Annotated in this window: 21 protein-coding genes; 9 read left to right on the top strand and 12 right to left on the bottom strand. The window is 69.2% G+C overall.

Features of this window, described 5'->3' with window-relative positions; translation table 11 throughout:
- The first annotated feature begins 64 nt into the window (after window positions 1–64).
- The gene (locus AB5I40_RS38130; RefSeq protein WP_370935006.1) at window positions 65–667 is read left to right on the top strand and encodes a glycoside hydrolase domain-containing protein; all 603 of its coding nucleotides are present in this window, start codon (window positions 65–67) and stop codon (window positions 665–667) included.
- On the opposite strand, the gene AB5I40_RS38135 is transcribed toward AB5I40_RS38130, so the two are convergent.
- Genes AB5I40_RS38135 through AB5I40_RS38145 form a run of 3 tightly spaced genes read right to left on the bottom strand, consistent with a single transcriptional unit; the run spans window position 625 to window position 3,035 of the window.
- A complete protein-coding gene (locus tag AB5I40_RS38135; RefSeq protein WP_370935007.1) occupies window positions 625–1,530 on the bottom strand; it encodes a phosphotransferase in 906 nt (301 codons plus the stop codon). The two genes, AB5I40_RS38130 and AB5I40_RS38135, sit on opposite strands and share 43 nt — an antisense overlap.
- Window positions 1,531–2,007 (bottom strand): hypothetical protein, encoded by a 477-nt coding sequence (locus AB5I40_RS38140; protein ID WP_370935008.1) that lies wholly within the window; start codon window positions 2,005–2,007, stop codon window positions 1,531–1,533.
- Window positions 2,004–3,035: a MerR family transcriptional regulator gene (locus tag AB5I40_RS38145; protein WP_370935009.1), complete on the bottom strand. Its 1,032-nt coding sequence runs from the start codon at window positions 3,033–3,035 to the stop codon at window positions 2,004–2,006. The genes AB5I40_RS38140 and AB5I40_RS38145 overlap by 4 nt, the downstream gene beginning before the upstream one ends.
- An 86-nt stretch (window positions 3,036–3,121) precedes the next feature.
- On the opposite strand from AB5I40_RS38145, the gene AB5I40_RS38150 reads away from it, so the two are divergent.
- Window positions 3,122–3,349, top strand: coding sequence for a hypothetical protein (locus AB5I40_RS38150; protein ID WP_370935010.1), 228 nt, complete (start codon window positions 3,122–3,124; stop codon window positions 3,347–3,349).
- Between the two features lie 400 nt (window positions 3,350–3,749).
- On the opposite strand, the gene AB5I40_RS38155 is transcribed toward AB5I40_RS38150, so the two are convergent.
- From AB5I40_RS38155 to AB5I40_RS38165, 3 genes are all read right to left on the bottom strand, one after another.
- Window positions 3,750–4,595 (bottom strand): hypothetical protein, encoded by an 846-nt coding sequence (locus AB5I40_RS38155; RefSeq protein ID WP_370935011.1) that lies wholly within the window; start codon window positions 4,593–4,595, stop codon window positions 3,750–3,752.
- A gap of 18 nt (window positions 4,596–4,613) precedes the next feature.
- Window positions 4,614–5,222, bottom strand: coding sequence for a CatB-related O-acetyltransferase (locus AB5I40_RS38160; RefSeq protein WP_370935012.1), 609 nt, complete (start codon window positions 5,220–5,222; stop codon window positions 4,614–4,616).
- A 200-nt stretch (window positions 5,223–5,422) separates the two neighbouring features.
- Entirely contained in the window at window positions 5,423–6,052 is a 630-nt protein-coding gene (locus AB5I40_RS38165; protein WP_370935013.1) for a DUF5701 family protein, read from the bottom strand.
- Window positions 6,053–6,148: 96 nt separating this feature from the next.
- Here AB5I40_RS38165 and AB5I40_RS38170 point away from each other — a divergent pair, with 96 nt between their 5' ends.
- Window positions 6,149–6,775: a TetR/AcrR family transcriptional regulator gene (locus AB5I40_RS38170; protein ID WP_370935014.1), complete on the top strand. Its 627-nt coding sequence runs from the start codon at window positions 6,149–6,151 to the stop codon at window positions 6,773–6,775.
- 165 nt (window positions 6,776–6,940) lie between these two features.
- Entirely contained in the window at window positions 6,941–8,467 is a 1,527-nt protein-coding gene (locus tag AB5I40_RS38175; RefSeq protein WP_370935015.1) for an MFS transporter, read from the top strand.
- A gap of 78 nt (window positions 8,468–8,545) precedes the next feature.
- Here AB5I40_RS38175 and AB5I40_RS38180 read toward each other — a convergent pair whose 3' ends face one another.
- From AB5I40_RS38180 to AB5I40_RS38190, 3 genes are all read right to left on the bottom strand, one after another.
- Complete coding sequence (locus AB5I40_RS38180) at window positions 8,546–9,391, bottom strand: SAM-dependent methyltransferase (protein ID WP_370935016.1); 846 nt, start codon at window positions 9,389–9,391, stop codon at window positions 8,546–8,548.
- Window positions 9,392–9,528: 137 nt separating this feature from the next.
- Entirely contained in the window at window positions 9,529–10,080 is a 552-nt protein-coding gene (locus AB5I40_RS38185; RefSeq protein ID WP_370935017.1) for a cysteine hydrolase family protein, read from the bottom strand.
- 46 nt (window positions 10,081–10,126) lie between these two features.
- Window positions 10,127–10,888: an alpha/beta fold hydrolase gene (locus AB5I40_RS38190; protein ID WP_370935018.1), complete on the bottom strand. Its 762-nt coding sequence runs from the start codon at window positions 10,886–10,888 to the stop codon at window positions 10,127–10,129.
- A gap of 67 nt (window positions 10,889–10,955) precedes the next feature.
- On the opposite strand from AB5I40_RS38190, the gene AB5I40_RS38195 reads away from it, so the two are divergent.
- Complete coding sequence (locus tag AB5I40_RS38195) at window positions 10,956–11,375, top strand: MarR family winged helix-turn-helix transcriptional regulator (RefSeq protein ID WP_370935019.1); 420 nt, start codon at window positions 10,956–10,958, stop codon at window positions 11,373–11,375.
- A 49-nt stretch (window positions 11,376–11,424) separates the two neighbouring features.
- On the opposite strand, the gene AB5I40_RS38200 is transcribed toward AB5I40_RS38195, so the two are convergent.
- Window positions 11,425–12,423: a helix-turn-helix transcriptional regulator gene (locus AB5I40_RS38200; RefSeq protein WP_370935020.1), complete on the bottom strand. Its 999-nt coding sequence runs from the start codon at window positions 12,421–12,423 to the stop codon at window positions 11,425–11,427.
- Between the two features lie 84 nt (window positions 12,424–12,507).
- On the opposite strand from AB5I40_RS38200, the gene AB5I40_RS38205 reads away from it, so the two are divergent.
- Entirely contained in the window at window positions 12,508–12,882 is a 375-nt protein-coding gene (locus AB5I40_RS38205; protein ID WP_370935021.1) for a VOC family protein, read from the top strand.
- Window positions 12,883–13,047: 165 nt separating this feature from the next.
- On the opposite strand, the gene AB5I40_RS38210 is transcribed toward AB5I40_RS38205, so the two are convergent.
- Together AB5I40_RS38210 and AB5I40_RS38215 are read right to left on the bottom strand one after the other, a co-directional pair.
- Window positions 13,048–14,742 (bottom strand): EAL domain-containing protein, encoded by a 1,695-nt coding sequence (locus tag AB5I40_RS38210; protein ID WP_370935022.1) that lies wholly within the window; start codon window positions 14,740–14,742, stop codon window positions 13,048–13,050.
- Window positions 14,743–15,181: 439 nt separating this feature from the next.
- Entirely contained in the window at window positions 15,182–16,090 is a 909-nt protein-coding gene (locus tag AB5I40_RS38215) for an SAM-dependent methyltransferase (RefSeq protein ID WP_370935023.1), read from the bottom strand.
- A 133-nt stretch (window positions 16,091–16,223) separates the two neighbouring features.
- On the opposite strand from AB5I40_RS38215, the gene AB5I40_RS38220 reads away from it, so the two are divergent.
- From AB5I40_RS38220 to AB5I40_RS38230, 3 genes are all read left to right on the top strand, one after another.
- Complete coding sequence (locus AB5I40_RS38220; RefSeq protein WP_370935024.1) at window positions 16,224–17,834, top strand: thiamine pyrophosphate-binding protein; 1,611 nt, start codon at window positions 16,224–16,226, stop codon at window positions 17,832–17,834.
- Between the two features lie 123 nt (window positions 17,835–17,957).
- Complete coding sequence (locus AB5I40_RS38225) at window positions 17,958–19,406, top strand: aldehyde dehydrogenase family protein (protein WP_370935025.1); 1,449 nt, start codon at window positions 17,958–17,960, stop codon at window positions 19,404–19,406.
- Between the two features lie 151 nt (window positions 19,407–19,557).
- Window positions 19,558–21,012, top strand: a complete 1,455-nt coding sequence (locus AB5I40_RS38230; RefSeq protein ID WP_370935026.1) for a 4-hydroxyphenylacetate 3-hydroxylase family protein — start codon at window positions 19,558–19,560, stop codon at window positions 21,010–21,012.
- Window positions 21,013–21,020: the final 8 nt, after the last annotated feature.

Here is a 21,020-nt window from a genome sequence, read left to right on the forward strand (position 1 = left end):
GCCCGTCGTCCGCGCCGGGGTTGCCTTGCGGGCGCGGCGGGTCGATACATGGGCGGCGGATTTCTTGCGTGAGCACCCGGAAACGACCGTAGCCACCAGGCTGAAGGCCTACGGCCAGGTCCCGCATCGCCGGGTGCGCCGGTTCTCCCGGCTGGCGAGCCGAGTCCGCTGGACAGCGGACTTCCTGTGCGTGTTTCGCGCCGAATTGGGCCACGACGCTGTGTATGCCAGCTACTCGGGTTGGGATATTTATCGCTCCCAGGCTCAGCTGGAAGCACTGCTGGCGGCGAAGGTCGCGTCCGAAACCGCGCAGTCCATGGTGGACGATTACCGGCAGACCGGGATCTTCCCCAAGTGGTCGAAAAACGACGGCGAATCCTATGTGATGGTCGGCGACCCGGCTGCGGCTATCATCGCCGACTACTACGCCTTCGGTGCTCGCGACTTCGACACCGCCGACTCGCTTGAGGGTCTCGCAGCCGAAGCGGCCAAACCGAAAAACAATCGCCCAGACCTGAACTATCTCGACAGTCTCGGCTACCTGCCGCACGATGGAAACTTCGGCTGCTGCAACGCTTACGGTCCCGCAGCGACCAATTTGGAATACAACACCCCGGATCCCTCTCAGACGTTCGCGAGACGAAGACGCTCAGCAGCCTGCTCCTGAAGCGCCTCGCCGCAGATCGGCGGATCGCCGTGCAGCGCTTCCCATCGGGCGTTGTGCGCCGCTGGCCACAAGCTCGCCGCCCACGCGACTTCCTGTTCGGCCAAGGAGAATCGGCGACCTCGGAAGTCCTGATAGGACTCCAGGAACGCCGCGGAGCTCTCGATCGGAGCCAGCGTCGGCGGGGTTGTGCTCGGGAACATCCCGCTCGCCGCTCCCGCCAGTGCTGCTTCCGGTTGCCATGCCAGGCTGTCCCAGTCATGTACGGTCCAGCCTTCGCTGGTATCCCAGCGGAGGTTCTGCGCTTCGAAATCTCCATGGCCGAGGACGTTCGGCAGATCGGCGGCGAGCAGTCTGCGGCGGGCGCGGTCTGCCGTCTTGGTGACCTCCTCGGGCACGGAGCGCTGGTCTCGTTCGTCCAGGAAGTCGATCGCCGGCCACAGACCGGGGTCGGCGTGGTCCCAGCGCAGCCAGCGTGGGTTCGGCAGCGGCGGTTTGACGGAGATCCCGGCGAGAGCGGTCAGCAGCACGGCGAATAGCTCGGCATAGCGCGCGGCAACGTCCGGCGAGTCGCCCGAGATTACCTCGCCGCCGGGGCGGTATTCCTCGGCATGCACGGCCAGGGAACCGACCATGACGGCCGAGGTCAACGGTCGTGCGCACGGGAAGCCTCGCTGAGCCAGCTGCGTTTGCGCCGCGACGCAGGCGATGGCACGGCCGTCGTCCGGGCGGGCCTTGACCACAACCTTCCGGCCGTCTTCGAGGCGCAGGCCGTGCACTGTCGAGACCTGGCGTGCCTCGAACAGCAAGTCGACCGGCTCGGCCCCGAGGTGCGTGCGGCACCAATCCGACAGCCATGGTTCCAACTATTCGACTCCCGGTGCCGTCGTGCGTCGTTCGGTGGACCGGCGTTCGATCGCCTCCGCGACCCCGTCGATCGCCCGTCGGATCATCGCACCGTACTCGTCGTCGGCGAGTGCGTCCTGTCGTTTTCGCGCTGCCGCGATCTGCTCCGTCGCCGCGGAGAACGAGCCGAGGCGGCGGAAGTTGTCGGCCAGGTTCAAGTGCAGCGACGGGTAGAAGCCTTCGATGCGGAGCCCGGCGTCGTGGGCTTGCACCTGGTCGTCGGTCACTGTCGCGGCGGCGTCCAGGGCTCTGACATCCCACACCAGTGCCTCTGCCGGGTCAGTGAACAGATCTGCTTGGTAGTGGGCGAGAACGCAGCGGTAGAACGGATCTCCGCCCGGTCCGATCTCGTCCCACAGCTCCTGCAGACGCGTCCGCGCGGCGTCCGTGTCGCCCGCTCGGCCCTGCGTCACCGCGGCGGTGATTTCGGCCATCATTCGGCATTTCCTTTCATTGGCATGGCGAGGGTGGTCAGGTCGCCGTCATCGGCTGAGCGCACGACGACCGGCAGGTGCGGGGCCGCGACGTCCAGCATCACGTCCGGACCGACAGCAGTGCTGATCGCCGGGTGCAGCGTGCTCACGGCGAAGGAGAGCGAGATCGGTGGGCCCGTGACGTCCGCGGGGATGGATTCGGTTCCCACCTGGACGGCCGCGGCCGAGAGGTCCACCTGGACTTGCGGGGTGTAGTGGCGTTCCAGACATGCCACGAGCGCGTTGCGAGATATCACTGCCCGCGTAAGGACTTCTGGCAGCGAAGCCAGCATCAGCCGGTAGTCCGGGAATTCGTCGGCGACAGTGCGGCAGGTTCGTGTCCCGTCGTCGCCCTGGAAGCAGAACTCCTCGCCCCGGACGCTCAGCCGCAGTTCGTGCTGACGGCGCGTCCACGGCATCGCGAGCCGCAGGTCGTCGGCGTCGACGGTCGCGGTCCAGCTGGACGCGCTCGGTTCGGCCGGGACCAGCGTGCGGGTCGAGAGCCGGTACCGGTCGGTGGCGGTGAGCATGATCGCCTCCGGGGAGACTTCGAGGTGCACGCCATTCAGTACCGGCAGGTCCTGCGACGTCGCGGTCAGCACCTGCTCGATGGCAGCGGTGAACATCGGCCCGGTGAACTGGACCGACGGTGCCGGCACCGTCGAGCCCAGCGTGGCCTTCACCGCCGCAGCGATTTCCCGTGCCTGCTGCACCTGAGATACCAACCCGGCGACGTGGTCGTCGATGATCCGCGACGCCTCGGCCGGTTCCGCGGCGAGGACCGCGCCGACCCGTTCCAGCGGCAGGCCGATCTCCCGCAACCGCCGGACCAGCAGCGCGGCCGGGACCTGGCCGGGGGAGTAGTAGCGGTAGCCGGACTCTTCGTCGACCCGGATCGGCCGCACGAGCCCCGAGTCGGCGTAGAAGCGCAGCGCGCTGGCGGTCAGGCCGCAGCGGCGGGCGAACGCGCCAATGGTGAGCAGGTCGGACACCTGCCCATCATCGGGCTTCAAGCAGCTTGAAGGTCAACCCGGGGCGCTTGACCACGAGTTTTCTCCGATTGTGCTCGTACAGACGGATGAGCGACCCGATCGAGGAGGCGGCGCTGTACGGCGGGACGGCGGCCGAGATCGCGCTGTCGGCCGAGGGTGCCATCTCCGCCGGACGGCTGGCGGCCGGTTGCCCACCCGTGCGCGACCTCGCCGCACGGCTCGCGGTGAGCCCGGCGACGGCACGGCGGCCGCGCAAGGACTCGCCGCGCACCACTGCCGCTTACCGGTGCGATCTCGCCGGGATCACCTCGTAACGGTGCCTGCCGGACCCTGCGCAAACGTGGCCTCTTCGCAGCCGCCGGTCGCGCTGGGACGCGCGTGCTCGAACGCAGTGCGCCGACGAACCGGCGCTCTCGGCGCCCTGGTTGGGCCAGGCCAATGCGGGCCGGGCCGGGCCGGGGCGTTGGGCCAATGCTGGCCTGAACAGGGCGCTGGGCCAATGCTGGCCCGATTCGTGCGCTAGGCGATTGCTGGCCTGAACAGGGCGCTGGGCCAATGCTGGCCCGATTCGTGCGCTAGGCGATTGCTGGCCCGACCGGGGCGCTGGGCCATTGCTGGCCCGATTCGTGCGCTGGGCCAATGCTGGCCAGGCCGGGGCGTTAGGCCAATGCTGCCCGTTCCGTGCGCTAGGCAAGCGTCGACCCGATTCGTGCGCTAGGCCAGGGTTAGCGCGTCGTCGATCGTGGCGTCCAGGAAGGCTAGGGTGTCGCGTCGTCGCGCCAGCGGATTCCGGTAGCTGCGCCGGCCTTCCGCTCCTTCGGTGCGCAGGCTCAAGCTCTCCGCGATGATGCGCTGCCACCGCGAGTCGAATTCCCTTGCCGCATAACGCCCCGCGCCGCATTTGGACGTCATCTCTCCGGTGGCCAGCAGATGGTGCAGGCGGCTCACCCCGAGCACTGCCCACACCGGGAACCAGGGGCTCATTCCGATCGCGAGCGACAACGCGCTGGCGCGCCGGTTCTTCTCCCACCACGGCCGCCAATAGCGGCTCAGGTTGTCGACAGTGAACGCGCGCAGCGCATTCTGGTCCGCCCAAACGTCCATAGCGGACGGTTCGGGTCCGCGCAGTGCGATCCCGCGGCTGGCGAGTTCGCAGAACATCACCGGGTTGAGGCCGTCGCGCGCCGCCTCGGTGAAGCGGCCTTCCTGCGCGCACGGAACGTCCGGGCAGGCATCCGGTCCGGCGGCGAGGTCGGCCCAGGTGAGCACGGCTCCGTCGAAATGCGGTTTCGGGAACTGGGCGACCGTCGTGCCATGTGCCAGCGCCAAGGCCAGCGCCTCGATCTCGCCGGGTTCCGCGCGTCGATCGGTGACCGCGACGAAGTCGATGTCGCTGGACGTGCTCAGCCGCCCTCGTCCGGCGCCGCGGGCGTGGAAGTCGCCGAAGCAGACCGAGCCGACCAGGTAGAACCCGGTGACCAGCCCCGGCGCGACTCGGTCCACTGTGGACAGGAACAGTGCGGTGCTTCGGCGGACTTCCTCTGGTATCTCAGCGGGCACGCCTGCCACGTTACCGAGTTACGCGAGTTCGGCCGCCGCCTTCGCCAGTTCGTCGACGCTGCCGGACATGACCGTGCGGACGTGCTTGGTGAGGTGCGCCAACGGCCAGTCCCACCACGCGATCGCCAGCAGCCGTTCGACGTCCTCGTCGCTGTGCCGCCGCCGGATCAGCTTCGCCGGATTGCCGCCGACGATGCCGTAGTCCGGCACGTCGTCCACCACGACGGACCCGGACGCGACGACCGCGCCGTGCCCGATGCGGACGCCCGGCATGACCATCGCCCGGTAGCCGAGCCAGACGTCGTTGCCCAGCACCGTGTCGCCGCGCCCGGGCAGGCCGGTGATGACGTCGAAGTGCCCGGCCCAGTCGCCGCCCATGATCGGGAACGGGAACGTCGACGGCCCGTCCATCCGGTGGTTCGCGCCGTTCATGATGAACCGCACGCCCTCGCCGAGCGCGCAGTATTTGCCGATCACGAGCTTCTCCGGGCCGTAGTGGTACAGCACGTTGCGGGTCTCGAAGGCGGTCGGATCGTCCGGGTCGTCGTAGTAGGAGAACTCGCCGACGTCGATCAGCGGCGACGTGACCAGCGGTTTCAGCAGTACCACTCGCGGCTGTTCCGGCATGGGGTGCAGGACGTTCGGGTCGGGGAAAATGGGAACCCTCCTCGGAGTCGGGGTCTCAGCGGCAGGCGGCGGCGGACCCGAAGCTCAGCCAGGTGTGCCGATTGCCCCCGCCAGCGCCTCTCGGGGTTGGTCGAGCATCGGGTGCAGAACGGTCGGGTCTGGGAAGTCGGGGGTCTCTCCTCGGTGTCGGGGCTGGTGTCTCAGCGGCGGGCGGTGGCGGATCCGAAACCCAGCCAGGTGTGTCGGTTTCCCCACCAGCACCAGCCGACCTTCGGGGCGTTGCGGCGTTCGCTGCCGTCGCGGCCGGTGCCGTTGCTGATCCACAGCGCCGGCGTGCGGGTGTCGAACTTGCCGTTCTCCTTGCGCAGCCGGGAGCCGATGGTCATGAAGCAATGGTTGCGCTCGAGCGCCGACGGCTGCTGCAGCACCCAGTGGATCCCCTCGGTGAGCAGCAGCGGACTGCGCCCGGCCTTGGTGATCGCGGGCAGCGCCTCTTCGGGGCTCCAGTTCCCCATCTCGTCGCCGCGGTCGATGCCGGCGACCAGGTACAGCGGCGCTTCGGGCAGTTCGACGTCCCGCGGCGCGAACTGGTCGACGTCCGGCATGTCCGTGACGACGAATCCGGCTTTGCCTTCGCGGCGCAGCAACGGCGTGAGCGCTGACGCGGGCGCCCGATCCGGGCGGATCGCCAGCAGTGCGCCGTCCGCGTCGCTGTGGGCTGCCGCGAAAGTGCGCAGGTCGGCGGCGGAAAGCTGCGCGATTTCGGGCACCCCCAGCGCGATCAGGTGCTCCGCCTGGTCCGCGAGCGACGGGAGAGCGGCGATCGACAAGTGGTTCTCCTTCGGGTTATGTTTACGTCGGTAGTAAAAGTATGCCGAGACCCGGAACTGCTGTCAAGGTAAAATTACGTCGGAGGTAAGTTTTTGATGGAGCTAGGCCTGCGGGAAGCCAAGAAGCAGGAGACGCGCCAGCTGATCTCCGACCACGCGACGCGGCTGTTCCTGGAGCAGGGCTTCGAGGAGACGACGATCGCCCAGGTCGCGCAGGCCGCGCGGGTCGCGAAGAAGACGGTGACCAACTACTTCGCCCGCAAGGAAGACCTGGTCCTGGACCACCAGGAGGAGTTCGTCGCGACCCTGGCGGCCGCGGTGTCGGCGCGGGAACCAGGGGAGTCCGCGCTCACGGCGCTGCGGCGGGCGTTCGAGGCCGCGGTCGCCGCGAAGGACCCGGTGGTCGGGTTCGCGGGGCTGGAGTTCACCCGGATGATCGCCGAGAGCCCGACGTTGTCCGCGTGCCTGCGAGGCCTGCACCGGCGGCGGGAACGGGCCCTGGCCGACGCGCTGGCGGACGCGACGGGCAGCCTCCGCTCGGACATCACCGTCCGCACGGCGGCCGCGGTGCTGGGGGCGGTGCACCACAGCCTGTTCGAACGGATCGAGGAGCTGACCCTCGCCGGACGGCCGGACGACGAGATCGCGGAGACGGTCGCGGCGGAAGCGCGGAGGGCGTTCGACCTGCTGGAACCCGCGCTCGGCAACTACGCGGTGGCCTGACCCCGCAGGGGAAGACCGCAGGAGCCCAGCCGCGCTCAAGCACCGGCCCAAAAAAGTTTTCCCCGGGATGTCGATCCGCCAGCACCCCGATCGTCGCGTCAGTGAGAGCAGTCAGCGAGACAGGTCAGCGAGACCGCCGACGAGACGACTTCAGGGGAGAGAGCAATGAGTGCAGGACGACGCGAGTGGCTGGGCCTGGCGGTGCTGGCCCTGCCGACCGTGCTGTTGTCGCTGGACATGAGCGTGCTGCACCTCGCGGTTCCGCACCTCGCCGCGGACCTGCGGCCGTCCAGCACGCAATTGCTGTGGATCATCGACATCTACGGCTTCATGATCGCCGGGTTCCTCGTCACGATGGGCACCCTCGGCGACCGGATCGGCAGGCGGAAGCTGCTGATGATCGGCGGCGGCGCGTTCGGGCTCGCGTCGGTCGCGGCGGCGTTCTCGACCAGCCCGGAGATGCTGATCGGCGCGCGGGCGGTGCTCGGGATCGCCGGGGCGACGCTCATGCCGTCGACGCTCGCGTTGATCAGCAACATGTTCCCGGACCCCAAGCAGCGCGGCACCGCGATCGCGGTGTGGATGAGCTGCTTCATGGGCGGCATGGTGGTCGGCCCGGTCGCCGGCGGGTTCCTGCTGGAGCATTTCCGCTGGGGTTCGGTGTTCCTGATGGGCGTTCCGGTGATGATCCTGCTGCTCGCGACCGCGCCGAAGCTGCTGCCGGAATACCGCGACACCTCCGCCGGACGCCTCGACCTCGCCAGCGTCGGCCTGTCGCTCGCCGCGATCCTGCCGGTCATCTACGCGCTCAAGGAAATCGCCAAGAACGGCTTGTCCCTGACCGAAATCGTCGTGCTCGCCGCGGGGCTCGCGGTCGGCGCGGTGTTCGTCCGGCGGCAGCAGCGGCTCGAGCACCCGCTGCTGGACCTCCAGCTGTTCCGGGTGCGCGCGTTCAGCGCGGCGGTGGCGATCATGCTCGTCGGCGCAGTCACCATGGGCGGAGTTTTCCTGCTGGTGAGCCAGTATCTGCAGATGGTCGCCGGGCTGAGCACGGTCGACGCCGGGCTGTCGCTGGTCCCGCAGGCGCTCGCGGTGGTCGTCGGGTCGATGATCGCGCCGCGGCTGGCGCGCCGGTTCCGTCCGGAATTCGTGCTGGGCTTCGGAATGCTCGTCGCGGCGGGCGGAATCCTGTTGTTCACGTTGGCCAGCGGGCCTGGCGGTGTGACATTCGTGGTGCTGGGCATGTCGGTCGCGAGCTTCGGGATGGGACCGCAGGGTGTGCTGTGCACCGAAATGGTGGTCGGCTCGGTCCCGCCGCAGCGCGCCGGTGCGGCTTCGGCGATGTCGGAGACCAGCGCGGAATTCGGGATCGCCATGGGGATCGCAGTGTTCGGCAGCGTCGCGACAGCGGTGTATCGCAACCACATCGCGGTTCCGGCGCACGTGCCCGCCGCGGCGGCCGCTCAGGCGACCGACAGCATGGCCGGTGCGATGGCGGCGTCGGCGAGCTTGCCCGGCGCGACGGGGGAGCAGTTGCTGGCCACGGCACGGGATGCGTTCACTTCGGGTCTGCACACGGTGGCCGGGATCGGCGCGGCGATTGTGGTGGTGTTCGCGGTGATCGGGATGGTCGCGCTGCGGCGTTCCCCGGCGGCGGCGAAGGCGGAGGAACCGGTGCCGGTCGCGTCGTGACAGACGAAATTGGGCCGGTGTTCCAGCCGAGCTGCTAGCTCAGCCGGAGCACCGGCCCATTGCAAACCTGTTGTGCCGTCAGGGTTTCCGTGCGACCCCGACCGCCACGATCCGCTGGGCGACCGTCGGCTCGCCCAGCAGCGGGCCGTCCGGCCACCATTCGACGACCGGCACGATTTCCGCGGGCTTGTTCGGTCCGCTCGGGATCAGCTCCATGTCGTGGAACAGTTCCTTGATCTCGGCGCGGGTGCGGGACGAGACGTCCTTCATCGATCCGTTGTGGACCGATTCGATGATCCCCTGCACCGCTTCGTCGTCCTCGGAGCCGTCGTGCGCGTCGAGCAGGTGCGAGATCGCCACGTACGAACCGGACGGGAGCCGGGCGATGAATTCCTTCGTCACCTTCGCCGGGACGTCGCGGTCGCCGGTCTGGTGGTGCAGCGCGAGCAGGAACAGGACCGCGATCGGCTGGTCCCAGTCGAGGTGCTCGTTGACCGTCGGGTGGTCGAGAATGCTGGGCGGGTCGAAGAAATCCGCCTGGATGTATTCGGTGAACTCGTTTTCGTCGAGCAGCGCCCGCCCGTGGCTGGCCACCACCGGGTCGTAGTCGACGTAGACGACCTTCGTCTGCGGGTCGGCCCGTTGCACGATCTGGTGCACGTTTTCCGCGGTCGGCATGCCGGACCCGCAGTCGATGTACTGGCGGACGCCCGCGTGATAAGCGAGAAACCGGCAGATCCGGGTCATCAGATGCCGGTTGACCCGCGCGGTCTCCGCGATGTCCGGCATCACCCGGGCGGCTTCCCTGGCGACCTGGCGGTCGATCTCGTAATTGTCTTTCCCGCCCAGGAGATAGTCGTAAACGCGCGCCGCGCTCGACTGGTTCGGGTTGACCCCCGGCGGTGCGTTGACTGCGTCGGCCACGACGCGTACCTCCCGCGTGCTGACACGGTGATAGTTGCCGTACTGAGAGTAGCGGACTTCGCCGACGTCGCGAAACCGGTGCCGCCCGGATGTCAGACAGGCTCATTTCAGTGCGCTGACCAGCGGCGACAGTGCGCTCACGCAGACCCAGCGGTCCACTCGGCACAGGACACGACCTCGAATCCCCGGCTGGGGAACACTTTGTCCAGCAGGAAGTCGTTGACGGCCTGGTCGCCGTCGGCGCATCCGTCGCGCAGTACGGTCACCTGGTAGCCGCGGTCCGCCGCGTCGTAGCAGGTCGCGGTGACCATCGCGCTGGTCGCGACCCCGGCGACCGCGACGTGGCTGATGCCCCGGGCACGCAGCACCAGGTCGAGATCCGTTCCGGCGAACGCGCTGGCCCGGCGCTTGAGGACGACGACGTCCTCTTCGGCGACCGGCAGCGTCAGTTCAGTGCCCGGCGAACCTTCGTGGAAAGCGTCTCCGGCGTCGAAAAAGGAGCGGTACAGCGCGCCGTCCGGCAGGTCGGTTCCGTTGTCCCGCATGGCGAAATGCACGAATACGACGAGTGTGCCGTTTTCGCGGGCCCGCGGCAGCAGGTCCGCGAGCGGCGGCACGGCCTGACGGGCGAACGGGTAGCCGTCGGTGATGCCCCGCTGGATGTCGCCGACGATCAGTGCGGTGGTCATGAGAATCCCCCTTGTGCGCTAGCCGCTATTTAACCCGCAGTCGCGATCACGCGTCGAAGGCGAGCAGCGCTTCGAGCAGTTCTTCCGGAGTTTCGACCTGCGGCAGATGTCCCGTGCGAGGAAGCACGGTGAACGTCGAGCCCGGGATCGCGGCGGCGTACGCCGCGCCGTACCGCGGGTCGGCGATGCGGTCGCTTTCGCCCCACAGGACGTGGACGGGGATCTCGGCTTTGCCCAGTCGTTCGGCCAGGGTCGGGTCGGTCATCGCGGGACCGGTGTAGCCGACCAGTGCCGCGACGTCCGGGCTCGGGCCGCTGCTGCCGGGCGGCGGGGTCGGCGCCTTCGCCGGGTCGTGGAACGAGAACTGCTGGATTTCGGCGACCGTCTTGCCGCGGACGTCGGCCAGCGGATGGCCGTCGACCTCGATGCCGATGCCGTCGACGACCACCGCGCGGCTGACTCGCGGGCTGTGCTGCAGGGCGATTTCCGCGGCCAGCCAGCCGCCGAAGGAGTTGCCGACGACGGTGACGTTCGAGACGTCGAGGTGGTCGAGCATCGCGACGTACGCCTTGGCCAGCGCGGTGACGTCGGTGAGCTCGGCGGCTTTCGGTGTGCCGTTGAAGCCGGGGTGGGTGGGCAGCAGCACTCGCGAACGCGTGCGTCCGGCCAGCAGGTCGGCGAAACCGGCCATCGTCGCGACGCCGCCTCCGCCGTGCAGCAGCAGGAAGGTCCGGGTGCGGTCGTGGTCCTGGACGGCGATCTCGACCGGGCCGGCGGACTGGAACTGGAGGATCTCGGAAGAAGTCATATCAGGAACCTTATATAAGGAAGCTTATATAAGCAACCTGTCTTGAAACGGGGTAGGCTCCTCGGCCATGAAGTACCGCCACGCCGACGTCGCCTTGGCTGTCAAGCGCCTGCAGCACCGCCATCACCGCGCGCTGAGCCAGGCGTTGCAGCCGCTCGGCCTGTCGCTGGTGCAGTGGGATACGTTGCGGCACTTGGACAATCACCCGGACGCGTCGCTGCACGACCTCGCCGTGCTGACCTTCCAGACCGACCAGTCCTTCGGCACGCTGGCCGCGCGCATGGTCGACCGCGGCCTGATCGAGCGGGTGCCCGGTCCGGGCCGAGCGGTGCGGCATCGGCTGACGGAGAAGGGCGCCGAGCTGCGGGCGGCGGGGCAGGAACTGGCGGATGTGGTGGTGAAGGCGTCGTTCAACCGGCTGTCGGCGGCTCAGTTGAATGAGCTGGGCGCGTTGCTGGACGTCGCGCTGGAGTCTGATCCGGCGTAGCCGGGGGAGCCAGCGCGGGTCCGACAACGCGGCGACGGCTGGCGGGCGCTTAGCTGGCCGAGTCGGGTGTGTTGTCGGCTACCGCACGCGGGCCTGCTCCGGCGTAACCGGTCAGCCGGTCGGCGAGGGCGCGCATCTGGTCGCGGAGGGCGGCTGGCTGCTCGATGACGAACGGCCGGTCCAGCGCGGCGAGCTGGGGCGGGATCCAGTCGAGGCGTTCGGCCCGGATTCGCGCCCGCGTCCACGGGCCGTCCGCCTCCAGAATGGCGATCGACGGCGGGAACACCGCGCGGATCTCCTCCGCGGTCGCGTCGATCCGCACCGCTACGTCGTGCCGGTGCGGTGCTTCGGCGATGCCGCTGAGCACCTGCTGCATCGGGTCGAAATCCGCTGGGGCGCTGAAGGTTCCGTCCTGCGGTTCGGCCCGTTCGATGCGGTCGACGCGGAAGGTGCGCACCTGTCCGGCACTTGAGTCGAAGCCGGTGAGATACCAGCGGCCGGAATGTGCCACGACACCGTACGGCTCGACGACGCGTTCGCTGGCCCGGCCGTGTGCCGCGGTGTAGGCGAGTTTGACCGGCCGCTGGTCGCGCGCTGCCTCGGCGACCGCGAGGAGCACTTCGGCCTCGGCGGTGAGCGCGGCCCGCGCGGGTGCGGTGAAGTCGGCGACCTCCAGCAGTGCGTCGAGCCGACGCCCGAGCGCCTCGGGCAGCACCCGGCGGACCTTCGCGACGGCACTTTCCGCGGCCGCGACCGACGTGGTGACCAGCCCCGCGCGGCGACCCGCGACCAGGCCGAGCAGGACTGCGAGCGCCTCCTCGTCGGTGAGCATCAGCGGGGGCATCCGGTAGCCGGGCGCGAGCCGGTACCCGCCGTAGCGGCCGCGCACGGAGCGGACCGGAATGTCCAGGTCGAGCAGGTGCTCCACGTACCGGCGGACAGTGCGCTCGTCCACGTCGAGCCGCCCGGCGAGTTCGGCGACAGTCCGGGTGCCGCCGCCCTGCAGGATCTCCAGCAGCGCCAGCACGCGAGCGATCGGCCGGGTCATGCGGAAAATTCTCGCAATACCGGGCGGATCCTGTCCACTATTGCTTCTAGCGTGGCCACCAAGCAACGAGAGAGGAATTGGGCCGTGCAGTTGACTTCCGTCCGGATCATCACCGGTGACATCGACCGTCTGACGTCCTTCTACGAGCAGGTGACCGGGCTCGTGGCGAGCCGCCCGGCGAAGCAGTTCGCCGAGTTCGTCGGCGAGACCGCGACCCTGGCGATCGGCAGCGCCGAGACGATGGCGCTGTTCAGCGCGGGCGCGGCGGTGCCGGAGTCGAACCGGACCGCCATCCTGGAATTCCAGGTCGAGGACGTGGACCGCGAGTTCGCCCGGCTCCGGCCGCTGCTCGCGGAGGTGGTGCAGGAGCCGACGACGATGCCGTGGGGCAACCGCTCGCTGCTCTTCCGCGATCCGGACGGCAACCTGGTCAACCTGTTCGCGCCGCAGAGGGTTTGATTGCCGCGACTTCGTCGCGGCGGAGAAATCGCCTTCATCCGGTTTCTTCCCTCCCGATCCGCTCGGCCCGAGGGGCCGAGCGGATCGCTCAGTCCAGAAACCGGGGCGATTTCTCGGTGGGGTTGAGCGAGGAAGCGGGCGGAGGACGAACTGCCGGAGTGCTGACTATTGCTGAGACAACAGCATCGGCGACCGGCCGTTCTTTTCCTTGCCACCGCGGAGAATCTGCGCCCGACCGGCACCCGGCCAGCTGTTGACCCAGCTCGACCCCGGGATCTCCTTGGCCTGTTTCTTCAACGGTGCCAGCAGCCGCGCGCTTTCGCGGTACGAACCCGCTGAGGCACCGGTCTGGACGAGGCTCGCCAGGGAGAGCGTGACCGACACGCCGTCCGCGGACCAGCCGTGGCCGAGGACCGCGTCGGCGAGCGAGGTGATGTCCTCGACGCCGCAGACGACCAGGAAATCGTCGCCGCCGACGTGGCCGACGGTGACGTCGCCGAGCCGCCGGGCGTGGTCGGTCAGCGCCCGGCCGATGGCGCGGATCAGGTCGTCGCCCGCGGCGAAACCGGCGGTGTCGTTGAGCCGCTTGAAGTGGTCGATGTCCAGCCAGGCCACGACAAACGGCCGTCCGGCGTCCGCGCGGCGGGCGACGTCCTGGGCGATCGCGTCGCTGCCGGGCAGCCGGGTGAGCGGGTTGAGCGAGACCGCGGCCTCGACCTTCACCGCGGCCATCCGGCGCATCACCTCGTTCGGCCGCACCACGCCCTGGTACCGGCCGGACGCGTCGGTCACGACGAGGTCGTCGCCGCTGTGCTCGGCTCCGCCGTCGGCGATGATCTCGAGCAGTTCGCGGGTGCCGGTGTCGATCCGGACCAGCCGCGGCGGGCCGGCCAGTTTCGCGGCGGGTTTCCCGGCATACAGCGCGTGCCCGTACCGGCCGGTCACCGCCAGCAGGAAGCGCATCCGGTCGATCGTCCATTGTGGACGCGCCTGCTGGTCCAGCCCGACGATGGCCTTCGGCGCGTGCTCGGCGGACAGGATCGCGTGGACGTCGTCGCACGTCGCGTCGTCCGGCAGGGTTTTGGCCTGGCGGAGGAATTCGGGGATCCGCAGTCCGGCGGCGGGCGAGACCGCCATGGTGCCCGGCTGGTCGCCGCGTTCGGCGGTGGGCAGCACGCGTTCCGGGGCGGCGGTGGCGAACAGATTCCCTTGCACGAGACGGATTCCGGCGCGTCGCGCGACGTCGAGTTCCGCGTCGTTCTCGATGCCGGTCGCGACGAGCCGCAAATCGGTCTGGGTGGCGAACTGCACCAGCGCCTCGACGAGCGCTACGGTCGCCGCGTTCGCCGGGAGCCGGCGCAGCGTCGCGCGGTCCAGCTTGATCATCTCGATCGGCGCTTCGGCGAGGAGGTTCATCGGCAGGCCCGCGGCGCCGAGCCGGTCGAAGGCCAGCCGGAAGCCGAGGTCGCGGAGCCGGTGCAGGCCCCGCAGCAGGGTCCCCGGATTCGGGACGGCGAGCGGGGCGGTGACTTCCAGCACGACGTCGGCCGGACGGCGGCCCGCGCGTTCGAGGGTCTGCAGCAGCGGGATGAACCGCTCGGCGGGCGCGCCGGCGGTGCTGGCGCTCAGGTTGAGATGCAGCGACACCCCGGCCGCGGTCGGCGGGGCCGCCGCGGCCGCTCGGGCGGCGAGGTCGAGGTCGGCGTCGATCAGCTGGGCGTGGTCGCCCGCCGCGTCGAGGAGGTCCTGGACCCAGCCCGCCGCCGGATGTCCGACCGCTTCGACTGCGACAGCCGAGCCGCTGTAGAGGCTGTACAGCGGCTCGAAGGCGAAACGGACCTGGTCGGCAGGGGCGAGCACACGCAAATCCTCGCCCGGAACGCACGGATCTCCACAAAACCGTTATCTCCCGTTGACCTGCCCGGCGCGCGGACGAACCGGAAAACTCTTCGGGATCGGGTGCTGTGCTTGGGATTCGCGACCGCGCGGGGCAAACCCGCGGTATGGCCCGTGACTACCATCACAAACCGGCTACGGACCAGGTGTGACCAGGCGTGATGGCTCGACCACCGGCGATGCGCCAACGGCGGGGAGGACGCGGCGGTACGTGAGGGGAACCCTGAGGGAATCAGATTCCCTCAGGGTTCCCCTCATGTACGCGCGGAAGCGGCCCCACTCTGACCCCCGGCAAGAGCGGCGCCGACCCCATCGACCCGAGCAGATGCACCTCAACCGCACCCATGACGTCGCCTTAAGACCCTGGCATCGGACTCAGAGCCCCGCACGGAAGGTCGAGGCACTAGCCCAATACGCCGGTGATGTACCGAAGGTCGCCCATGCGCAGATCGTCGTCCTCAAGCGGCGGCAGACCGTTGGCCGCGAGCAGTTCCCGGACGGTGCTTCCTTCCACCGCCCAGCCGAGGTCGGCCAGGTAGGGCGCCGCTTCGTTGCGCTCGCCGAAGTAGCGCAGCCTCGTCATGTCGGTGTCGAAACCCTCGCCGCGCCATTGCTCGGAGATGCGGTCGAGGCGTTCCTTCGTCTTGTCCTCGTCTCCGGGACGCGGGTTGGGCCGGTTCTCGGTCGCGACCCGGCTGCCCGGCGCGCTGAGTTCGGTGATGGTGTCCAGCAAGCGATCTTGGGCTTCGGGCGGCAGATATCCCAGCAGTCCTTCGGCGCTCCACGCGGTCGGCCGGGCCGGGTCGAAACCGGCGGCGCGCAGTGCGGCGGGCCAATCCTCGCGCAGGTCGACGGCGACCGCTCGCCGGTCGACGGTGGGCTCGGCGCCCAGCTCGGCGAGGGTGCGGGCTTTGAACTCGACCACCGGCTCCTGGTCGATCTCGTACACCACGGTCCCGTCCGGCCAGGGCAGCCGGTAGGAGCGGGAGTCCAAACCGGACGCCAGGATCACGGCCTGGGTGATGCCCGCGCCGGCCGCGGCGAGGAAGAACTCGTCGTAGAACTTGCCGCGGATCTTGGCCGCGTCGATCCAGATCTGCCCGACGAGCGTGCCGGAGGTGGTCTCGCCGGACGCCAGCTTGGCGAGCAGGTCGACGCCGACTGCCTGGACGAGCGGTTCGGCGAACCGGTCCGAGAACAGCGTGCTGTCCTCGCGGGTCGCGATCGCCCGCGCCGCCGCGGCCATGGTCGCGGTCGCGCCGACGCTGGACGCCAGGTCCCAGGTGTCTCCGTCGTGCCGGGCAGAAGTCATTGAGCCGCCTTGCCTTTCGCCGGGTGTCGACCGCAACCTACTCCGATCCCGACACCGTGTCCCACAGTTCGCCAGGTTTCTTCCGCCGCCGCGTCGGAGCGCCCGGCCCGGCGTGCTGCGTAACGTGCCGGGCATGACGGCTGCCGCGCGGTTGCTGGAAACCTTGGCGCAGTGGGGAATCGAGCACGTCTTCTGCTGTCCCGGCACCAGTGAGATACCAGTACTCAACGCTCTTGCTGCCAGGCAAGGCGGACCCGAGTTCGTGCTGACCACCCACGAGGCGATCTCGGTGTCCATGGCCGACGGTTACGCGCGTGCCTCCGGACGGATCGGCGTCGCCTACCTGCACACGAACGTCGGCGTCGCGAACGGCCTGGCGCATCTGTACGCGGCGCAGGTCGCGCGCAGTAGCGTCGCGATTCTTGCTGGGATCAAAGGGACGGCGACCCTCCCGCACCGCGCGTTGACGACTTCGCCGCGGCTGCTCGAAACGGCCGCGCCGTACGTGGGCTATGCCTGGCAGAACCTCCGCGCGGAGGACCTGCTGGAAGATCTCAGCCGGACGCTGTGGCACACCACGGTCGTTCCGGAGCAACCGGCGATTCTCACGATCCCGCAAGACCATCTGGCCGCCGAACCTGGCGTCGCGCCTCCGGTCCGCCGGGGTGCGCGGCAAGGCCCGGCCGCGGAAGCGGTTCGACACGCGAGCGCGCTGCTCGACGCGGCTCGGCGGCCGGTGGTCGTCGCGGGATCGGACGTCGCTCGGCGTCGCGCTGAGGCGGACCTGGCGCGATTGGCTGAGCGGCTCGGCGCGCCGGTGTTCGTGGAGTCCCGGCGGGATCTCGAACGGTGGTCGTTCCGCACGGACCATTCGCACTACGCCGGATTATTCGACCCCCGTGCGTCGCTGCTGGCGGAGGCCGACCTGCTGATATTGGCGGGAATGCCGACGCCGCTGGAGTTCTCGGCCGAGGTCGCGGCGCTGCCGTCCGGCGTCCCTCTTCTCCATCTCTCTGAGGACGCTGCCGATCCTGGCCGCCGGTACGTGCCAGCTGGGGCGGTTGTCGGCGACACCGCGGCGGTGCTGCGCGGACTGGCTGAAGGGGTTCGCGCGCCCGCACGGGTCGAATGGCTTTCGCGGGTGCGGAAGGACAGCGAAGCCCGGCGAGCCCGTTGGGAGGCCGAAGTTCCGTGGGACGGGGAGTTCAGCGCTGCGCTGGCGATGCGCACTCTCGCGGACGTCATCGGCGGGGAACGGCTGCTGGTCCTCGACGCGGTCACGTCGACGCTGCCGTTGCTGCGGTTTCTCCAGCGCACGCGGGCGGATTCGCTGTTCGCCACCGCTAGCGGCTCGCTCGGCTGGGGAATGGGCGCGGCGGCGGGAGTGGCGATGGCGCGGCGCGAGCGAGTGCTCGCGGTGGTCGGCGACGGGGTGGTCCAGTTCGGCGTGCCCGCGTTCTGGACCGTGGTGCGCCACCGGCTGCCGGTGACATATCTCGTGGTGAACAACGGAAAGTACCAAGCCGTGGTCGCCGGTCTGCGGAAAAGCGGCGGCGAGCGAGAGGAGTATCCGCTCACCGACATCAGCGGCGTTGAGATATCAGCGTTGGCGCAGGCGTTCGGCATGAAGGCGACGACGGTCGACGACGCCGACGGGCTGCGGGCCGCGCTCGCCGACGACCCAGGCCCGGAGGACGGTCCGCGGCTGATCGAGGTTCGCGTGAACGACCGGCTGTGGCAGTGATTCCGACACCGTGTCCAGTCGCGGGCGCGGGATTTGCGTCGCCGAGGCGATGAAGCGAGGGCTCGCGCCGACCTAGCATCGCGGCGATCTCCGCACCCGCACCAGGATTGGCAGGCGACGCACATGGCCCGGTGGGATCTCCGCGACGCAGACGGGCATATCTACTCCGGCGGTTGGCGTACCGGCGGGGGAGGGACGCAGCCGGTGGTCTCGCCGGGCGACGGCGGGAAAGTCGGCCTGGCCGGTATCGCCGACCAGCACGACGTCGAGCGGGCCGGAGCGCGCGCCGCGCAGGCGCAGGCTGAGTGGAGCCGAGCGTCGTACCGCGTGCGAGCCGACGTCCTTACCCGCGCTGCGGACGCATTGCGCGACATCCGCGCCGACGTCGAAGACGTGCTCGTGCGCGAAAGCGGCTCGCTGCCCGCGAAGGCGAAGCACGAGGTCGACAAAGCGATCGACGAGCTGATCGCGGCGGCCGGGCTGGTCACGATGTCGCAAGGCGATCTCCTTCCGGTGGAAGACCCGACGACGCTGGGAATCGCCCGGCGGATCCCCGTCGGTGTGGTCGGCGTGATCGCGCCTTGGAACGCGCCGTTGATGCTCGCCATGCGCTCGGTCGCCCCGGCGATCGCGCTGGGCAATGCGGTGCTGGTCAAGCCGGACGTGAAGACCGCCTTCTGCGGGGGCGCAGTGCTCGCGCACATCTTCGAGCAAGCCGGGCTGCCCGACGGCGTACTGCACGTGCTGCCCGGTGGCGCCGCAACCGGCGAGGCTGTCGTGCGTTCGCCGCACACGAACGCGATCTCGTTCACCGGCTCGTCCGCGGCGGGCCGTCGGGTCGGTGAGATCGCGGGTGGCCTGCTCAAGCGGGTAGTGCTCGAACTCGGCGGCAACAACGCGTTCATCGTGCTGGCGGACGCTGACCTCGACCGCGCCGTCGCCGGTGGCGTAGGCGGGACTTTCCGGCACCAAGGCCAGATCTGCATGGCCACCGGACGGCATCTCGTCCACGAAAGCATCGCCGACGGGTACGTCGAACGGCTCAAGGCAGCAGCCAAGAAACTGCAGCTCGGCGACCCGAAAGCACCCGGGACAACGCTCGGCCCGCTGATCACGACCGCGCAGGCCGAGCGGGTGCACAGCATCGTCGAGGCCGCTGTCGCTGGGGGAGCGCGGGTCGTGCACGGGGCCACGCACGACGGCGCGTTCTACCAACCGACCGTGCTGGACGGCGTAACAGCTGACAATGCAGCTTTCCGCAGCGAGATCTTTGGCCCGGTCGCTCCGGTAGCCCGCTTCTCGACTGAAGAAGAAGCGCTCGAACTGGCCAACGCGACCGAATACGGCCTTTCCGCGGCCATCCACAGCCGCGACGTCGCGCGCGCCCTCGGCTTTGCTTCGCGGTTGCGCGCCGGGATGGTCGCGCTCAACGGCCAGACCATCTACGACGCCGCGCACATCCCGATGGGCGGCCTCGGCGCGTCCGGCAACGGCGGGCGGCACGGCGGGCATTGGAACCTGGACGAGTTCACCTACTGGCAATGGGTGACGGTTCCGACGATCCAGCGCTGAGCGTTTCCGACACCGCGTCGGACTTTCCTACACGGTGTCGGACGCCCGCGGCGGAGATTCCCGCAGCGGACCGATTCCGCGGCGCCGCGATTTCCGTAGCTTCGAATCGTCGCCCGGTGCGGGCCTGTCACAGACAAAGGAGTCGGAGTACATGGACATTTCCGGGGCCACCGGGGCGCTGACCGGCGAGCAGTACAAAAAGAGCCTCAACGACGGCCGCGAGGTCTGGCTGGACGGGAAGCGCATCGAGAACGTCGCGGAACATCCCGCGCTGAAGCCGACCGTCGACGAGTTCGCCCGCCTGCTCGACCTGCGGTTCGCCACCCCCGAGGGGCGGGCGGCGACCCTGTTCAAGTCCGAGGAGACCGGCAACGAGGTCAGCTACGCGTTTTCGCTGCCGAAGACCCCCGAGGAATTGCGGGCCAAATTCGCCGCGTCGGAATGGTGGATGCGGGAAAGCCTCGGGCAGCTCGGCCGTTCGCCCGACTTCATGTCGAATGTGGCCGCGGGTCTCGCCGATTACGCCGGCGAACTCGACCAGAACCGCGAAGGGTTCGGCCAGAACGCCCGGGATTACCGCCGGTTCGCGATGGAGAACGACCTCGTCCTGACGCACGCGCTCGGCGACCCGCAGATCGACCGCAGCGCCAGCCCGCTCGACGACCCGGACCTCGCCTTGCGCGTGGTCGAGGAACGCGAGGACGGCGTAGTCCTGCGCGGGGCCAAGCAACTCGCGACGCTCGCGCCGTTCTCTCACGAGGTGCTGGTGTATCTCAACGGCGTCACCGCCGCTCGTGGCGCGGAAGACTTCGTCATCTGGTTCGCGCTGCCAATGAACACGCCGGGCCTGAAGATCCTGCTGCGCGAACCGCTCGGCGCACCGGAGAGCGGCCACTCGCACCCGCTCGGCAACCGGTACGACGAGCAAGACGCGATGCTGTTCTTCGACGACGTTTTCCTTCCGCGCGAACGCATCTTCCTGCTCGGCGACTCCCTGCGCGCGCTCAAGGGCCTCGGCCGGATCAACGTCTGGAGCCTGCAGAGCACGCACATCCGCTTCCTCGCCCGGATGAAGTTCTTCACCTCCGTCGCGAAGAAGCTCGCCCACTCGATCGGCGTGGACACCTTCCGCGGCGTCCAGGAACAGCTGGGCGAACTCATCTCCTACGTGCAGACGCTCGAGTTGGCGATCAAGGGCGCCGAGGCGGACGCGGTCGTGACGCCGGGCGGGCACCTCGCCCCCAGCAATACCAACGGCGTCGGATTCTGGTCGGCTGATATCTCAGCGCGGATGGTTCAGATCTTGCGACAGGTCGCCGCGTCCGGCCTCATCATGCAGCCGACCGAAGCCGACCTCGCGAACCCGGAACTGCGTCCGTTCCTGGACCTCTATATGCGCGGTCACGACATCGGAGCGGCGGAGAAGGCGCGGCTGTTCCGGCTCGGCTGGGAGCTCGCCGGCTCGAGTTTCGGGATGCGCCAGGAACTTTACGAGTACCTGCACCGCGGCGACCCCGGCGCGGGCCGCACCCGGCTGTTGCGCTTCTACGACACGTCGGCGACGGACGCGCGCGTCGACGAACTGATCAGCAAGCCGCTCGTCTGAGACCGCAA

This window comes from Amycolatopsis sp. cg13, from assembly GCF_041346965.1.
GTDB lineage: Bacteria > Actinomycetota > Actinomycetes > Mycobacteriales > Pseudonocardiaceae > Amycolatopsis.